Origin of the sequence: Roseibium sp. (genome assembly GCF_048261595.1) — a bacterium.
Taxonomy (GTDB): domain Bacteria; phylum Pseudomonadota; class Alphaproteobacteria; order Rhizobiales; family Stappiaceae; genus Roseibium.
Genome location: NZ_JBLXFW010000001.1, coordinates 144,301 through 160,473, shown reverse-complemented (window position 1 = coordinate 160,473; position 16,173 = coordinate 144,301). Strand labels below are relative to the sequence as shown.

The 16,173-nt window shown below is 60.5% G+C and carries 14 protein-coding genes and 1 tRNA gene; 14 read left to right on the top strand and 1 reads right to left on the bottom strand.

Features of this window, described 5'->3' with window-relative positions; genetic code table 11:
* The first annotated feature begins 36 nt into the window (after positions 1–36).
* From ACN0SY_RS00745 to uraD, 14 genes are all read left to right on the top strand, one after another.
* Positions 37–996, top strand: coding sequence for a DUF2182 domain-containing protein (locus tag ACN0SY_RS00745; RefSeq protein WP_417683846.1), 960 nt, complete (start codon positions 37–39; stop codon positions 994–996).
* A gap of 155 nt (positions 997–1,151) precedes the next feature.
* Complete coding sequence (locus tag ACN0SY_RS00740) at positions 1,152–1,868, top strand: CDP-alcohol phosphatidyltransferase family protein (protein ID WP_417683845.1); 717 nt, start codon at positions 1,152–1,154, stop codon at positions 1,866–1,868.
* 245 nt (positions 1,869–2,113) lie between these two features.
* A complete protein-coding gene (locus ACN0SY_RS00735) occupies positions 2,114–3,091 on the top strand; it encodes a quinone oxidoreductase family protein (protein ID WP_417683844.1) in 978 nt (325 codons plus the stop codon).
* Between the two features lie 71 nt (positions 3,092–3,162).
* Positions 3,163–4,122 carry a LysR family transcriptional regulator gene (locus ACN0SY_RS00730; RefSeq protein WP_417683843.1) on the top strand — a complete coding sequence of 320 codons (960 nt, stop codon included), beginning with the start codon at positions 3,163–3,165 and terminating at the stop codon, positions 4,120–4,122.
* 110 nt (positions 4,123–4,232) lie between these two features.
* Positions 4,233–4,583: a hydroxyisourate hydrolase gene (uraH, locus tag ACN0SY_RS00725; protein WP_417683842.1), complete on the top strand. Its 351-nt coding sequence runs from the start codon at positions 4,233–4,235 to the stop codon at positions 4,581–4,583.
* A gap of 3 nt (positions 4,584–4,586) precedes the next feature.
* Positions 4,587–6,059, top strand: coding sequence for a xanthine dehydrogenase small subunit (xdhA, locus tag ACN0SY_RS00720; RefSeq protein WP_417683841.1), 1,473 nt, complete (start codon positions 4,587–4,589; stop codon positions 6,057–6,059).
* Positions 6,056–8,413, top strand: coding sequence for a xanthine dehydrogenase molybdopterin binding subunit (gene xdhB / locus ACN0SY_RS00715; RefSeq protein ID WP_417683840.1), 2,358 nt, complete (start codon positions 6,056–6,058; stop codon positions 8,411–8,413). Before xdhA ends, xdhB begins: the two co-directional genes overlap by 4 nt.
* Positions 8,410–9,399: a xanthine dehydrogenase accessory protein XdhC gene (xdhC, locus tag ACN0SY_RS00710; protein WP_417683839.1), complete on the top strand. Its 990-nt coding sequence runs from the start codon at positions 8,410–8,412 to the stop codon at positions 9,397–9,399. The genes xdhB and xdhC overlap by 4 nt, the downstream gene beginning before the upstream one ends.
* 29 nt (positions 9,400–9,428) lie before the next feature.
* Positions 9,429–11,018 (top strand): ABC transporter ATP-binding protein, encoded by a 1,590-nt coding sequence (locus ACN0SY_RS00705; protein ID WP_417683838.1) that lies wholly within the window; start codon positions 9,429–9,431, stop codon positions 11,016–11,018.
* Positions 11,018–12,094, top strand: coding sequence for an ABC transporter permease (locus ACN0SY_RS00700; RefSeq protein ID WP_417683837.1), 1,077 nt, complete (start codon positions 11,018–11,020; stop codon positions 12,092–12,094). Before ACN0SY_RS00705 ends, ACN0SY_RS00700 begins: the two co-directional genes overlap by 1 nt.
* An 11-nt stretch (positions 12,095–12,105) precedes the next feature.
* Complete coding sequence (locus ACN0SY_RS00695; protein ID WP_417683836.1) at positions 12,106–13,020, top strand: ABC transporter permease; 915 nt, start codon at positions 12,106–12,108, stop codon at positions 13,018–13,020.
* A gap of 99 nt (positions 13,021–13,119) precedes the next feature.
* Positions 13,120–14,184, top strand: coding sequence for a BMP family ABC transporter substrate-binding protein (locus tag ACN0SY_RS00690; RefSeq protein ID WP_417685830.1), 1,065 nt, complete (start codon positions 13,120–13,122; stop codon positions 14,182–14,184).
* Positions 14,185–14,280: 96 nt separating this feature from the next.
* Positions 14,281–15,462, top strand: coding sequence for a urate hydroxylase PuuD (locus ACN0SY_RS00685; RefSeq protein ID WP_417683835.1), 1,182 nt, complete (start codon positions 14,281–14,283; stop codon positions 15,460–15,462).
* Positions 15,463–15,470: 8 nt separating this feature from the next.
* Entirely contained in the window at positions 15,471–15,980 is a 510-nt protein-coding gene (gene uraD / locus ACN0SY_RS00680; protein ID WP_417683834.1) for a 2-oxo-4-hydroxy-4-carboxy-5-ureidoimidazoline decarboxylase, read from the top strand.
* 103 nt (positions 15,981–16,083) lie between these two features.
* Here the strand turns inward: uraD and ACN0SY_RS00675 are convergent.
* A tRNA-Ser gene (locus tag ACN0SY_RS00675) sits at positions 16,084–16,173 on the bottom strand.

The following is a 16,173-nucleotide window of genomic DNA, read 5'->3' as shown; positions in this document are numbered from 1 at the left end:
CCGCGAGCTGTTAACAGCTTGGCAGTTGACCAGGCAATGAATGGAACCGTCGAACGCATGAACAGGGTGGACAGCAGTGGCGCGCTCAAGAGCGAACAGAGGGTGAAGTCACCTGCCGAAGGCCCGGCCGGCCCGACCTGGCCTCTGGTCCTTCTTTTCCTGTTCGCCCTGACCGTCCTTGGCTGGACCTATCTCGCGGCGATGATCGCAGACATGGTTCCTGCGATGGACATGACCGAAGCTGGTCCCGGCATGGGTCTTTTCAACCAGTTCAACCTCTTTGACGGGTTGTCCGCACAGGCCCGTGCAGCCCTTGCGGCACTTTGCCTTCCCAGCCAGGTCGCGACCTTTGGCATGCCATCTCAAAGCTGGACAATCGTGGATGTGGCCCGGGTCTTCCTGATGTGGGCAATGATGACCTTCGCCATGATGATCCCGAGCATCGTTCCCATGGTGCGAACCTTCCTGAAACGCTCGACCAACAATGGCAAAAGCGTATCCCGCGCCCAGTTCGGTGCACTGTTGCTTGTGGCAGGCTACGTAACCGTATGGTTGGCCTACGCCGTTGCCGTGACCGCGCTTCAGTGGCTTTTGACCCTTGAAGGCATTCTGACGCAGATGATGGCGCCGGTTTCCCTTGCGTTTTCGGCAAGCGTTCTGATCGCCGCCGGTATCTACCAGCTGACCCCAGCCAAATACGCCTGCCTTCAGCGTTGCTGGTATCCGCGTTTCAATCTCGCAGGGCCTCAAACCACGTTTCGGAGCTTTCATGAAGGAGTGATTCAGGGACTTGCGTGCCTTGGGTGTTGCTGGGCGGTCATGGCTGTGATGTTTGCTGTCGGCCTCATGAACGTCATCTGGGTTGCCATACTAGGCGTTATGATCGCAGTCGAGAAAATGATCATAAATAATTGGATCCGCTACGCACTCGGCGTTTTTCTGCTGGCATGGGGAGCGGGACTTGCCGCTCTCGCAACAGGCGGTGTGCAGCTTTGAGCGACGCCAGGCCCGGCACTCAATCTGCGTTCTTGATGAAAAGCCTGTTCATTCTCGTGTTAAATTGAAATAATAGAGGCGGCCAAACATCGACGTCGTCCGCGCGCTGTCATATTGGCGGGCAGAACAACGCAAGGCATGAGAACAAGAGCGCCGTGACCGATATTACCCCCGACAAGGAAGCCCCGGAACCTGCGCTGTTCCTGATTCACATTTTGACCGCATCCGGAGCGCCGATCGCTCTGATCGCTCTGCTGGCAGGGGCTCGCGGCAACTGGGCCGAAATGTTCGCCTGGCTGGGTCTTGCCCTTGTGATCGACGGCATCGACGGCCCTCTGGCTCGCCGGTTCAACGTCGCCAAACGTCTGCCGCGCTGGTCCGGTGCGTCGCTGGATTTCGTTATCGACTACGCGACCTACGTCTTCCTGCCGGCCTTTGCGCTGGCGGCCAGTGAGATGCTGTCGCAGCCGTGGAACTGGATCTGCGGAGGCCTCGTCGTCTTCACCGGTGCGCTTTATTTTGCGGACAACGGCATGAAGACGCCGGACGGCTCCTTCAAGGGTTTTCCGGCCGGTTGGAACATGGTGATTTTCGGGTTGATGGTGCTCTCGCCAAGCGAAACCTTCACCATCGCTTTCGTGCTCTTCTGCTGCGTCATGACCTTCCTGCCGGTGAAATTCATTCACCCGGTGCGCGTTCAGCGCTGGCGTTATGTCACCCTCGCCGTAACAGCCATCTGGTTCGTTTCAGCTGCTGTCGCAGTGATGGGAGACATGGCAGTCGAGGGACTTGCCGCCTGGGCTCTAACCGGCTCAAGCCTTTTCCTGTTCTGCATCGCTGCCGTTCAGCAGCTTATCGACAGGCACCTCTGATATCCTTTGCCGTCAAGGCCAAAGAGTTTCATCTCCACGCGAGTGTCAGATCCCCAGGTATCGCGTCGGAATGCGACAGGTCTGGTCTTGGGTTCCCACGCGCCAAGCGCTACTAATACCCGCAGAGGCTCCTGCAACCGGATGACGGAAGGGCGGGACCGTACCGGACGTTTTTCACGCTGATGTCCGGTAAAAGGAGGGCGTGGCGACGCTGTTGCGATCGTCACAAGCATGGGAAATTAGCAATGGTTCAGGCGATACGCGTTCACAAAACCGGCGGTCCGGAGGTTCTCACCTGGGATGAGATCGAGGTTGGCGAGCCGGGGCCGGGAGAGGCCCGCATCCGTCATACCGCCATCGGTCTCAATTTCATCGACACCTATTTCCGTTCTGGTCTCTATCCCGCTCCGGCGGGTTTGCCTTTCGTTCCTGGGAACGAAGGCGCAGGTATCGTCCTGACTGTTGGCGAGGGCGTCACCCACGTGAAGCCAGGCGACCGGGTTGCCTATGTCGGCGCACTTGGCGCCTACGCACAGGAGCGCGTGATCGCTGCCGACCGTCTTGTGGTCGTTCCGGATGAAATCGACGACAAGGCTGCCGCCGGAATGATGCTCAAGGGCATGACCGCCCGCTATCTGCTGCGTCAGACCTACAATGTCACCAAGGACACCACCTTGTTGTTCCATGCCGCTGCCGGCGGCGTTGGCCTGATTGCAGGACAATGGGCCAAGCATCTCGGCGCAACCGTCATCGGCACCGTCGGGTCGGCGGACAAGGCGGAACTTGCCAAGGCCAACGGCTACACCCATGTGATCAACTACCGCGAAGAGAACTTCGTCGAACGCGTCAAGGAAATCACCGGGGGCAAGGGCTGCGATGTCGTTTATGACAGCGTCGGCAAGGACACCTATCCCGGCTCTCTGGACTGTTTGCGTCCACGCGGCCTGTGGGTGTCCTTCGGTCAGTCCTCTGGTCCGATCACCGATTTCAACCTGGCTCTGCTGGGTCCCAAGGGCTCGCTCTTTGCGACCCGTCCGACCCTGTTCAACCACATTGCCAGCCGGGAAGACCTCGAAGCAACCGCCGGCGACCTGTTCGAAGTGGTGAAGAAGGGTATCGTCACGATCGGCGTCAACCAGGAGTACCGGCTGGCGGACGCTGCCCAGGCGCACAGTGACCTGGAAGGCCGCAAGACCACCGGCACGACCGTCATGATCCCCTGAGCGGACGACGCACCAACCGGCCCAGCCTCAAACTGGGACCGGTCTGAGACCAACGACGGAGACGAGGTTTGATGCGCGGGAGCAAGGGAAACGACAAGGCACGTAATCTCTATGCCCCCGCCATGCGCTACTTCGCCGCCGTCGCCCAGTCCGGCTCGATCCGGGCCGCTTCACGCGAGTTGAACGTGGCCTCGTCCGCAGTGAACCGGCAGATCCTGTGGCTTGAGGAAGCGCTCGGGCTGCAGCTCTTCGAAAGGGTGGGGCGACGCCTTCGCCTGGCACAGGCAGGAGAGATCCTTCTCGCGCACGTTCGCCGGACCTATTCCGACTTCGATGCAACGGTTGCCGAGCTCGATGCGCTCCAGGGTTTGCGCCGTGGGACCGTCTCGATCGCGACCGTGGAAAGCATTGCGGAAAGCCTGCTGCCGACGCTCGTCTCGAACTTCCGCAAGAAATATCCGGGCATCCACGTCAGCGTGACGGTGACCAATGCACTCGAAGCTGCCGCACTCGTCGAATCGGCCGAAGCAGATGTCGGTTTCACCTTCGACCCGCCCGCCAATTCAGCCCTGTCCATCGCCTACCAGCAGGATCTCGTGATCGGCGCACTGATGGCGCCCTCCCATCCTCTTGCAGGGGAGGACAGTCTCAGTCTGGCCGATTGCCTGAGGTATCCGATTGCCCTTCCGGCAACGGGTCTTTCGCTGAGAAACAGGATTGATGCCGCCATGGCTCAGATCCCGGGCAATCTTCGGACCTATGTCGAAGCCAATTCACTGCGCTTCATGCGTGCGCTTGCCCGACGGCAGGATGTGATCGGGTTCCAGACCCAGATCGGTTGCGAGGACGACCTGCAGTCCGGAGAACTAGTGTTCAAGCCCTTGCGCGATCTGCCGCTTCAATCGGATCGGTTCTGCATCGTTACCAGTTCAAGGCGGGCACTGGCCCTGTCTTCCGGCATGTTCTTCGACTATGCTGTGATCGCAATGAAAGACCATATTGCGGATAATGTTGCCAATACGGCATCATAACGTCCTGAAATGGGCGCTATGGTTTGACTCGGAAATCGGGCAACATTTTCATCATCACAATCTGGACGTACAACTGACCGAACTTGTTGGCAGGTCGGAGAGGAATAATCATGGGGCGTTTGACGACGCATGTGCTCGACACGGCTTTGGGAAAGCCGGCCGAAGGTCTGGAGATCGAGCTTTGGCGCTGTGAGGAACCGGCGGAACACGTCTCGACCCATGTCACCAATTCCGACGGCCGGGTCGATGGTCCCATCCTTGACGGAGACCGGTTTTCCTGCGGTGTCTACGAATTGCGGTTCAAGGCTGGCGCATATCTCAAGGGAACAGGGCAGAGCCTTCCAGATCCCCTGTTTCTCGACATCATTCCGATCCGCTTCGGGATCGCTGACCAAGACGGGCACTACCATGTGCCCCTGTTGCTCTCGCCCTTCGGCTATTCCACTTACAGAGGCAGCTAAGCGATGCGCGAAACCATCCGCTTTCTGAAGGCGGGACAGATCATAGAGCTGGAAAGCGTGGGGCCAACCGAAACGGTCCTCGATTATCTGCGCCTGCGCGCCCGGCAGACCGGAACCAAGGAAGGCTGCGGCGAGGGTGATTGCGGCGCCTGCACGGTTGCGCTCGGGCGGTTGATCGACGGCAAGCTCGTTTACCAGCCGGTCAACAGCTGCATACAGTTGCTGGCAATGATCGACGGCGCGGAACTCGTGACGGTGGAGGACCTGGCACAGGACGGCAAGCTGCATCCGGTTCAGCAGTCTCTTGCTGAACTGAACGGTTCCCAGTGCGGTTTCTGTACACCAGGCTTCGTCATGAGCCTTTTCACGCTCTACCATGCAAAGGGGCAGGCAAGGAGCCGAAAGGCGGTCACCGAGTGGATCGCGGGCAACCTCTGCCGCTGCACGGGCTACCGGCCTATTGTCGATGCCGCCCTTCAGACATGTTTCGACCAGGCGGACGATTCATTCTCGTGGCGCGCAAACGAAACCCGTGACCGCTTACGTGAACTCGCTGACAGCCGGGACGTATTCATCGGCGATGGAGACAGGTTCATTGCGTCCCCGGCATCAATTGACGGTCTGGCCGCGCTCTATGCCCAACATCCCGATGCAACGCTCGTTGCAGGAGCCACGGACGTCGGCCTCTGGATCACCAAGCACCTGCGGGATCTGCCTAAGGTCATCTGGCTTGGCCGCATCGAAGGTCTGAACCGGGTTGAGGAAACGCCGTCGGGTGTGCTTGTCGGAGCAACGGCGACCTATCAGGCTGCCGAAGCCGCGATGGCGCGCGTGTCACCGGATCTGGGCGAGTTGTGGCGCCGCATCGGCTCCAAGCAGGTCCGGGCATCCGGCACAGTCGGTGGAAATATCGCCAATGGCTCACCCATCGGCGACACCCCGCCGGCATTGATTGCACTTGGAACGACGCTGGAGATCCAGAAACGGGGCGGGTCTCGCACCCTTGACCTCGAAGACTTCTTCATTGCCTACGGCAAGCAGGATCGCGCCGCCGGCGAATTCGTGACCGGTCTCTTCGTGCCAAGACCGGCACCGAACCAGATCTTCCGCTGCTACAAGATCTCCAAGCGGTTTGACCAGGACATCTCGTCAGTTATGGGCGCGTTCCTCTTCACGGTGGTCGATGGAACCATCACCGAGGCCCGGATCGCATATGGCGGCATGGCGGGAACGCCTGCACGCGCCAAGGGAGCCGAGACCGCCCTGATCGGAGCGCGTCTTGACAATCCCGCGACCTGGGGTGCCGGAATGAAAGCGTTGGTCTCCGACTACACGCCATTGAGCGATATGAGAGCGAGCGCGGAGTACCGGATGGAAACCGCGCGCGCTCTTCTCGCCAAGGCTCTGATGGAATCGAGCGGAACAAGCGCCGAGACCTTGCGCCTGCGGATGCCCGTCGTGGAGGCAGCCGAATGAGCGATCTTTCAAACCGTCCGGACACACCAGACGCTCGTCTTCGTCACGTCCACAAGCCGCTGAACCATGACAGCGCCTTCAAGCATGTGGCGGGCACGGCGACTTACATCGATGACATGGCCGAACCCATCGGAACCTTGCACGTGGTCCCCGGCTGGGAGCGCAATGCGGTTCGTGGCCGGATCACGATGATGGATCTGAACGCCGTCAGGCAGGCCCCAGGCGTCGTGGCGGTGCTGACTGCAGACGACATTCCGGGCATCAACGATTGTTCGGCAGCCCTTGGGGACGATCCCGTGCTTGCGAAGGGGGAGATCCTCTTCTTCGGACAGGTGCTCTTTGCGGTCGTGGCAACGACCCGGGACGCAGCTCGCAAGGCCGCGCGTCTTGCCAGGGTCGAGATCGAGGCGATCACCCCGATCATAACCGCAGAAGATGCCGTGGCCGCCGATATCACGGTGTTGCCTGATTACCAGTTCCGCCGCGGATCGCCTGAAACCGGGCTTACCGCGTCGGAATCCGTCCTGAGCGGCGTTTTCCAAATCGGCGGACAGGATCACTTCTATCTTGAAGGTCAGATCGCCATGGCGATGCCGCAGGAAGATGGCGGCATGCTGGTCTATTCCTCGACCCAGCATCCGACCGAGGTCCAGCACACGGTCGCCAAGGTCCTGGGTGTTCCGGACGCCCGCGTCGTCACCGAGGTCCGGCGCATGGGTGGCGGTTTCGGCGGCAAGGAATCCCAGGCCAACCAATGGGCGGCGCTCGCCGCATTGGCTGCCCGCGCTACCGGCCATAGCTGCAAGCTGCGGCTTGACCGCGACGACGACATGATCATGACCGGCAAGCGGCACGATTTTCGCGTCGAATGGCAGATCGGTCACGACAGTACGGGCCGGATCCGCGCCGTCGACATCAATTTTCTTGCCCGCTGCGGGTACTCAGCGGACCTCTCGCTCGGCGTCAACGACCGAACGATGTTCCACGCCGATTCCAGCTATTTTTTTCCCGATGCCGTGATCAGGAGCCGCCGTCTCAAGACCGACACCTGCTCCAACACCGCCTTTCGCGGTTTTGGCGGACCTCAGGGCATGCTTGCAGCCGAGCGCATGATCGATGCCATCGCGATCACCCTGGGCAAGGATCCGCTCGAAGTCAGGAAACTGAACTTCTACGACGGCGACCACAACCTGACTCCCTACGGCATGCCTGTCGAGGAATACGAAGTCATGCACGACGTCGTCGCCAGGCTTGAGGAAAGCTCGGACTACTGGAGCCGACGCGATGCGGTTCGTGATTTCAATGCCCATAGCCCGGTTCTGAAAAAAGGACTCGCCCTGACGCCGGTTAAATTCGGCATCTCCTTCACGCTGAAACATCTCAACCAGGCAGGCGCCCTGGTGCATCTTTATACCGACGGATCGGTTCACCTGAATCACGGCGGCACCGAGATGGGGCAGGGGCTCTACCAGAAAGTCGCACAGGTCGTTGCGGACGAATTCGGCGTCACCATCGACAAGGTCCACATCACTGCGACCAACACGTCGAAGGTGCCCAACACAGGGCCGACTGCAGCGTCTTCCGGCACGGATCTCAATGCAATGGCCGCGAAAAACGCCGCAGCAACGATCCGGGACCGGCTGGTTGCTTTCCTCTCGGAAAGACATGGCTGCGCGGCAGAAACGATCCAGTTCAGGGACAATATCGTCTACGTGGGCGAACAGACCTTCAAACTGGCCGATGTTGCAAAGCTTGCCCACATGGAGCGCATTCACCTGTCCGATGCGGGGTTCTATGCGACCCCCGGCATCACCTGGGACCGGGACAGCGCGACCGGTCGGCCGTTCTACTATTTCGCCTTTGGTGCAGCCTGCGCCGAGGTCACCATCGACACCATGACTGGCGAAATGACGGTCGATCGTGTCGATATCCTTCACGATGTCGGCCACTCGCTCAATCCGGCCATCGATATCGGACAGATCGAGGGTGGTTTCGTGCAGGGAATGGGCTGGCTCACAACCGAGGAGCTGGTCTGGGACGAGGACGGTCGGCTGCGCACCCACGCGCCCTCAACCTACAAGATCCCCGCGGCCGCAGATATCCCAGAGGACTTCCGGGTCGATCTCTACGAGTCAAAAGGCAACCCGCAGGATACCATCTACCGCTCAAAGGCGGTGGGTGAACCGCCTGTCATGCTCGCCAACTCCGTATTCTGTGCCATCAACGATGCAGTTGCGGGCCTCAACCCCGGCATAGTACCCGAGCTTGATGCACCTGCGACGCCGGAGGCAATCATGAAGGCGGTTCGCTCCATGCGTAGCCTTGGTCACGCAGGAGGGCGAGCGGCGGAATGAGGGTCTGGCGCCACATAGCGGACATACTGCGCGCAGGCGATCCCTGCGCCCTTGTGACTGTCGCCTCGGTAGCGGGGTCGACGCCGCGCGAGGCAGGTGCACGTATGGTGGTTCGGCCGGATGGCGCATTTCATGGCACGATCGGTGGCGGCACCCTCGAGTTCCAGGCGATCCGATGGGCGCAGGACGCCCTGAACGGCGCAGACGTCGGCCTGACGGTGCGCGCATTTTCCCTTGGCCCCGATCTTGGTCAATGCTGTGGTGGGCGTGTCGACGTAGCGGTCGAGGTCATTCCGGTTTCATCACTGGCCATGGCCTGCGAGCTGGAACGGGCCGAGGCTGATGGGGGAGCTGTCGTCACTCGCTCGAGGATTGAAGCTGGCAAGTCTCTAGTGCGCGAGCGGATCGACGCTGTCATCGATAATCCTTTTCTGCTCGGCCACGACGGTGTCCTCACAGAAGAATTCGGCGCAAATCACCGGACGTTGCTGCTGTTTGGTGCAGGCCATGTGGGTCGAGCGGTCGTTCTGGCTTTGGCGCCTTTGCCATTCAAGATCAGGTGGATCGACAACAGGGCGGATGCGTTTCCGGCAGCTGTTCCGGCAAACGTGACCTGCCAACACACCAGCGATCCGCTGGAATGCCTGGCAGACGCGCGCGCTGGCAGCTTTGCTTTGATCATGACCCACTCGCATGCGTTGGACGAGGAACTGGCGGCAAAGGCCCTGATGCGTCAGGATCTGCCTTATGTCGGGGTGATCGGCAGCGCCACCAAGAGAGCTCGCTTCGAACGGCGCCTAAAAACACGGGGACTGCCCGCAAATCTCGTTGCGAGCATGGTGTGCCCAGTCGGGTCGAGGCAGGTGGCTTCAAAATCACCAGCTGCGATCGCAGCAGGCGTCGCGCTGGAGCTGCTGATCAAGGATGAGATCCTGAGCAGCAAATGTGCGGAGGGACTTGCACAGCCATTGGCTTCTGGTCAATAAGGCGGCAAACGGTCGGGGGACTTAAGTCATTGGCAGGCATTGAAGAAACAACCAGGAAGGGAACGCCGCTTCGCCGAGTGCAAGGCGAAGCCCTTCTTGAAGGTCGGGGGCTGACCAAGCGGTTCGGCGACATTCTGGCCAATGACCGTGTCAGTCTTCGGATCAATGCCGGCGAGATACACGCGCTTCTGGGTGAAAACGGCGCCGGGAAGTCCACGCTCGTCAAAATGTTCTATGGTGCGCTCGAGCCCGATGCCGGCCAGATCCTGTGGCGGGGCACGCCAGTCACCATCAACAATCCAGCCGAAGCCCGCACCCTTGGAATCGGCATGGTATTTCAGCATTTTTCGCTCTTCGAAGCGTTGACCGTCGCGGAAAATATCGCACTGGCGCTTCCAAAGCCCGGCGACATGAAGAAGCTTGCCGCACGTATCGAGAGCGTATCCTCCGAGTACGGCCTTCCGCTCAATCCGAACGATATTGTCGCCGACTTGCCGGTCGGTATCCGGCAACGCATTGAAATCGTCCGATGCCTCCTGCAGGAACCGCGCCTCATCATCATGGACGAACCGACCTCGGTTCTGACCCCCCAGGAAGCAGACCGTTTGTTTCTGACCTTGCAGCGCCTCGCATCGGAAGGCTGCGCCATTCTCTATATCTCCCACCGCCTCGAGGAAGTGCAGCGTATCTGTCATCACGCCACGATCCTGCGCCATGGCAAGGTAGTGGATGAATGCGACCCCTCCGGGCAGACACCTGCAAGTCTTGCCAGCATGATGGTTGGATCCGAGATTGCGAAGGTTGAGACCGCAGCTTCGGAGCCGAAGACCGGCGAGAGCCGGCTCGTTTTGAAAGGACTGAGCGCCGCTCCGCAAACCCCTTTCGCGACCGAGCTCAAGTCCATCGATCTGGACGTTCGGGCAGGGGAGGTCGTCGCCATCGCCGGCGTTGCCGGCAACGGTCAGGGCGAGCTTTTCGACGCATTGTCCGGGGAAATGACGGTTGCCCCGGAAATGATCCGGATCGACGGACAGCCGGTCGGAAACAAGTCAATTACCTGGCGCCGGCGCAGGAATGCTGCATTTGTTCCCGAAGAGCGCCTTGGTCACGGCGCGGTCCCCGGTCTCAAGCTCAGCAGCAACATCGTGCTGACCCGCCACCCGACCGGCGACGGACTTGTCAGGAGCGGTGTCGTGTCGACGGCCAGTGCCGGACGGATCGAGCAGAAGATCAAGGCCCGCTACGATGTGCGCATGTCACATGACGACCCCGAAGCGCGGTCCCTGTCGGGCGGAAACCTGCAGAAGTTCGTCGTCGGGCGAGAACTCGACCGCAAACCGGGTGTCTTTGTCGTCAATCAGCCGACGTGGGGCGTCGATGCAGGGGCAGCTGCCCTCATCCGACAGTCTCTGATAAATCTCGCCCGTGACGGAGCGGCGGTCGTGGTAATCAGCCAGGATCTCGACGAAATCTTTGAAATTGCAGATCGCATCGCGGTGATCTCACGCGGATACCTCTCGGAGGCCGAACCCGCCAGAACCATGACCCGTGAGAGGGTCGGGCTGTTGATGGCCGGAGAAGCCGAAGCGGACCGCACTACCCGGAAGGAAACCGCCTGATGCGTATCGAACTTGTCAAACGCAAGGAGCACAGCACGCTCATGGCGTTGCTGTCGCCGGTCATCGCAGTTCTCCTGACGGTCATCGTCGCCGGCGTTCTTTTCTCTGTCACTGGAAAGGACCCGCTGCTCGGGCTCTTCAAGTTCTTCATAGAACCGCTGACGGACAGCTGGTCCATCCGCGAACTGATCGTCAAGGCCACGCCCTTGGTCCTCATCGCCTGCGGGCTGGCGATCTGCTACCTGTCGAACAACTGGAACATCGGCGCGGAAGGCCAATTTATCGTCGGCGCCCTCTTCGGCAGTATTCTGCCCGTTCTTTTTCCTGAATTCGAAAACGGACTCACGCTTCCGCTCATGCTGGTCTTTGGCGCGATCGGCGGCGCTCTGTGGGCGCTCATTCCGGCGGTGTTGAAGACACGGTTCAACACCAACGAGATTCTGACAAGCCTGATGCTCGTCTATGTAGCGAGCCTCCTGCTCGATTATCTCGTTCGGGGGCCATGGCGCGACCCGGACGGGTACAATTTCCCTGAATCGCGCCTGTTCTCCGACGCAGCCACGATGCCGGAGGTATTCGGCGGCCTGATGAACCTCTCGACGGTTCTGACAATCCTGATCGCGCTGTTCCTCGCTTTCATTCTCGCCAAGACCCTGAAAGGGTTCGAGATCCGTGTCATGGGCGAAAGCCCGCGCGCGGGCGCCTTTGCGGGCTTTTCGCGCAAGCGCCTGACGCTTTTCGCGTTTGCAGTCGCCGGTGGACTGGCGGGTCTGGCCGGAACAATGGAGGTCTCAGGCTCGCTGAACCAGTTACTCCCGGTCATCTCGCCGGGCTACGGCTTCACGGCGATCATCGTCGCCTTTCTCGGCCGCCTCAATCCGATTGGCATCATCATCGCCGGATTCGTCCTCGCCCTGTCCTACATCGGCGGCGAGGCGGTCCAGTCGGCCATGGGCGTTTCAAACAAGATCGCCAGCGTCATTCAGGGACTGCTGCTGTTCTTCGTACTCGCCTGCGATACCCTGATCCTCTACCACGTCCGCTTCGTCCTGCGGCGCGCGGCAAAGAGCGCCTGAGGAGACTTTAGATGTTTGAAGCTGTACTCCTCACAGTCATTACCGCCGCAACACCGCTCCTTATCGCCGCGCTCGGCGAACTTGTCGTCGAACGATCCGGTGTCCTCAACCTCGGGGTCGAGGGCATGATGATCATGGGCGCTGTGGTCGGGTTCGGGGTCGCGCACCAGACCGGTTCGACTGCATTGGGTGTCATGGGCGCAATCCTTGCCGGAATGCTCATGTCTGCCGTGTTCGGCTTTCTTGTGATCACGCTGGTGACGAACCAGGTTGCGACCGGTCTGGCCCTGACGATCCTCGGTCTCGGCGTCTCCGGCATGATCGGCGAGGCCTACATCGGCATTCCGGGCCTTCGCATGCCGACCCTGGACATTCCAGGCCTGTCCGACCTGCCGTTCATCGGCCCTGTCTTCTTCAGTCAGGATGCGGTCGTCTACATCGGCTTCGCCCTTGTGGGGCTGGTGGCCTGGGGCCTGTTCCGCACGCGCGCCGGCCTGGTGCTGCGCGCGGTTGGCGACAACCATGGTTCAGCTCACGCACTTGGCTATTCGGTCACCAAGGTTCGTTATCTCGCCGTCCTGTTCGGCGGCGGCTGCGCGGGTCTTGCCGGTGCCTACATGTCACTGGCCTACACGCCACAATGGGTGGAGAACATGACCGCAGGACGCGGCTGGATCGCACTGGCCCTGGTTGTCTTTGCGTCCTGGTTGCCGCTGCGTGTCATCATCGGAGCCTATCTATTCGGCGCGGTCAGCGTCCTGAATTTGCACGCGCAGGCCATCGGGCTCGGAATTCCCTCGCAGTTCCTGTCGAGCCTGCCTTATCTTGCAACGATCGCCGTCCTGGTCCTGATTTCGGCCAACCGGAGACTGACGCTTGTGAATACGCCTGCTTGCCTTGGCAAGCCCTTCGTTCCGGACCGGTAAAGTACCCGCTTGCCAGTCCGCGCACCGTTCCCGCTGCGATACGGGGAAGGTGGAAAAATTGAGCATCGCACAACTGATAAATCCTGAGGGGATTGGATGATGAAGAACTTGATGAAAGCAACGGCCGCCGCCGTCGCGTTGCTCGCAGGGTCCGCTGCTGCGAATGCTGCAGATGTGAAGGCCTGCTTCGTATACGTCGGCCCCGTCGGCGACTTCGGCTGGAGCTACCAGCACGACCAGGGCCGCCTCGCCGTCGAAAAGCACTTTGGTGACAAGGTCGAGACCGCATACCTTGAAAGCGTGCCGGAAGGACCGGATGCGGAACGCGCCATCGAGCGTTTCGCCCGTGAAGGCTGCGGCATCATCTTCACGACCTCCTTCGGCTACATGAACCCGACCCTCAAGGTCGCGAAGAAGTACCCGGACGTGAAGTTCGAGCACGCCACCGGCTACAAGACCGCCGACAACGTCGCGACCTATAACTCCAAGTTCCACCAGGGCCGCTACATCATCGGCCAGATTGCCGCAAAGCAGTCCAAGACCGGCACCGCAGGCTACATTGCCTCGTTCCCGATCCCGGAAGTCGTCTCCGGCATCAACGCGTTCCTGCTCGGCGCACAGTCCGTCAACCCGGACTTCAAGCTGAAGGTCGTCTGGGTCAACACCTGGTTCGATCCGGGCAAGGAAGCCGATGCCGCCAAGGCGCTCATCGACCAGGGTGCGGACATCATCACTCAGCACACCGACTCCACAGCACCGCTGCAGGTGGCCCAGGAACGCGGCGTGCACGGCTTCGGCCAGGCATCCGACATGATCAACTTCGCCAAGGATGCCCAGTACACGGCCATCATCGATGACTGGAGCCAGTACTACATCCACCGCGTAGAGGCGGTCTTGGATGGCAGCTGGGCGTCCGGTTCGACCTGGGACGGCATCGCCGAAGGCCACGTCGTCATGGCGCCGTACACCAACCTGCCGGAAGATGTCGTCGCAATGGCGAAGGAAACCGAAGCGAAGATCGCCGGCGGCTGGGAGCCCTTCACCGGGCCGATCACCAAGCAGGACGGCACGGAAGCAGCTGCTGATGGCGTCCGTCTCGACGATGGCGCGATCCTCGGCATGAACTGGTACGTCCAGGGCGTCGACGACAAGCTGCCGCAGTAACCTGCGCAAGGGGCAGTCTTTCGCCCCTTAAAATCAGGCGTCCGGACCACTGGTCCGGACGCCATTTCTCTGATCATCACTTTATGGACGCGACCAATGACCCTGACCTTTGCGATGGAATGGCTCAACCTGCTTTTCCGCTGGGGACACCTGATTGTCGGCATCGGCTGGATTGGCACGTCTTTCTATTTCATCGCGCTGGACCTGTCGTTGCGCAAGCGTGAGCAGATGAAGGAGGGAGTCCTGGGAACGGCCTGGGAGGTCCATGGCGGCGGCTTCTACCATGTCGAAAAATACATGGTCGCGCCGAAGGAACTGCCCTCGGACCTGATCTGGTACAAATGGGAAGCCTACCTGACCTGGGTCACCGGCTTCGCACTCCTTGTCGTCCAATACTATTTCAACGCCACGTCCTACCTGATCGACCCGTCGGTCCTGAAACTGACGCCCGGCGAGGCAATCCTGATATCGGTAATGTCGCTGGTTGCAGGCTGGCTTGTCTATGACCGCCTGTGCAAATCGCCGATTGGCCGCAGCACGCCGCTTCTCGCCGTGTCGCTCTTCGTCCTTATCCTCGGCGCCGCCTATCTCTTCACCCACGTCTTTTCCGGCCGCGGCGCCTTCATCCATGTCGGCGCCTTCGTTGGTACGATCATGGCGGTGAACGTCTTCGGCATCATCATTCCGAACCAGAAGAAGATCGCTGCCAGCCTGATGAAAGGCGAGGCGCCCGATCCCGCCCTTGGCGCCATGGGCAAGCAGCGCTCGGTCCACAACAACTATCTGACCCTGCCGGTCCTGTTGATGATGGTCTCGAACCATTATCCGATGCTGACCGGCCATCCGCATTCCTGGCTGCTCGTCGCCCTGATCCTGGTGATCGGCGGCATGGTGCGCCATTTCCTCAATCGCCATGATGCCGGTGATCCACTGGCAAAATTCTGGTGGTCACTTCCTGTCGCAGCAGTCGGACTGATCGCCGCCATCATCATGACCGCGCCGAAAGACTACTCATCGGCGGACGCGGTCAGCGATGCGAGCGTTCTGACGATTGCCCGGACCCATTGCGCGGCCTGCCACGCGGCAGTGCCGACCCATGAAGCCTTCGAGGAAGCGCCCAAGGAAATCCATCTGGAAACCATCGAGGATCTGAAGCGCTACGCCGATCAGGTCATGGTCCAGGCGGTCCAGTCGGACGCCATGCCGCTCGGCAACGAGACCGGTATGAGCGACGACGAACGCGCTCTTCTTGGCGCGTGGATCAGCCAGCAGAAATGAGCCAGTCGATGACGACCCTTGCAGACGTCAATGCCATGAACGCCGCCGCCTTCGTCGCAAGCTTCGGCGATGTTGCCGAGCACAGTCCCTGGGTTGCCGAGAAAGCCCTCGGTTTTGCGCCATTCGAAACGCGCGATGCCGTCGTTGCATCCTTCGAACAGGCAATGCGGGAGGCACCCAAAGACGATCAGTTGGCCCTGATCCGGGCGCATCCGGATCTTGCCGGCAAGGCCGCAATTTCCGGCGAGATTGCGGAGGATTCGAAGCGGGAGCAGGCCGGAGCCGGGCTCGACACCCTGACCGCAGACGAGTTCGCCCGTTTCACCGATCTCAATACCCGTTACCGGAACAAATTCGGCTTTCCGTTCATCTTCGCAGTCAAGGGTGCGACCAAGCACATGATTCTCGACGCGTTCGAGAAGCGGCTTGAAAATGATTCTGATGCGGAATTCGAAACGGCCCTGACCCAGATCGCCCGCATTTTCCGGTTTCGTCTGGAAGACAGGATCTCCGGCTAGGCGACGAGCCGCGTGACCGCGCACCTGTAAAGCACACGCCCATTTTCCCGATGCGATCGAACCGGACGTTGAGGCTGTATTGAGTTTGGGGAGATTTGGATACTGGCGGAGGGGGTGGGATTCGAACCCACGGAACGCTTGCACGCTCGGCGGTTTTCAAGACCGCTGCAATCGACCACTCTGCCACCCCTCC

What these genes read in the sequence shown, in the direction of transcription:
- ACN0SY_RS00695 (WP_417683836.1), top strand. Translation starts at nt 12,106, where the DNA reads ATGTTTGAAGCTGTACTCCTCACAGTCATTACCGCCGCAACACCGCTC.
- ACN0SY_RS00730 (WP_417683843.1), top strand. Translation starts at nt 3,163, where the DNA reads ATGCGCGGGAGCAAGGGAAACGACAAGGCACGTAATCTCTATGCCCCC.
- ACN0SY_RS00685 (WP_417683835.1), top strand. Translation starts at nt 14,281, where the DNA reads ATGACCCTGACCTTTGCGATGGAATGGCTCAACCTGCTTTTCCGCTGG.
- xdhC (WP_417683839.1), top strand. Translation starts at nt 8,410, where the DNA reads ATGAGGGTCTGGCGCCACATAGCGGACATACTGCGCGCAGGCGATCCC.
- ACN0SY_RS00745 (WP_417683846.1), top strand. Translation starts at nt 37, where the DNA reads ATGAATGGAACCGTCGAACGCATGAACAGGGTGGACAGCAGTGGCGCG.
- xdhA (WP_417683841.1), top strand. Translation starts at nt 4,587, where the DNA reads ATGCGCGAAACCATCCGCTTTCTGAAGGCGGGACAGATCATAGAGCTG.
- ACN0SY_RS00700 (WP_417683837.1), top strand. Translation starts at nt 11,018, where the DNA reads ATGCGTATCGAACTTGTCAAACGCAAGGAGCACAGCACGCTCATGGCG.
- ACN0SY_RS00735 (WP_417683844.1), top strand. Translation starts at nt 2,114, where the DNA reads ATGGTTCAGGCGATACGCGTTCACAAAACCGGCGGTCCGGAGGTTCTC.
- xdhB (WP_417683840.1), top strand. Translation starts at nt 6,056, where the DNA reads ATGAGCGATCTTTCAAACCGTCCGGACACACCAGACGCTCGTCTTCGT.
- uraD (WP_417683834.1), top strand. Translation starts at nt 15,471, where the DNA reads ATGACGACCCTTGCAGACGTCAATGCCATGAACGCCGCCGCCTTCGTC.
- ACN0SY_RS00690 (WP_417685830.1), top strand. Translation starts at nt 13,120, where the DNA reads ATGAAGAACTTGATGAAAGCAACGGCCGCCGCCGTCGCGTTGCTCGCA.
- uraH (WP_417683842.1), top strand. Translation starts at nt 4,233, where the DNA reads ATGGGGCGTTTGACGACGCATGTGCTCGACACGGCTTTGGGAAAGCCG.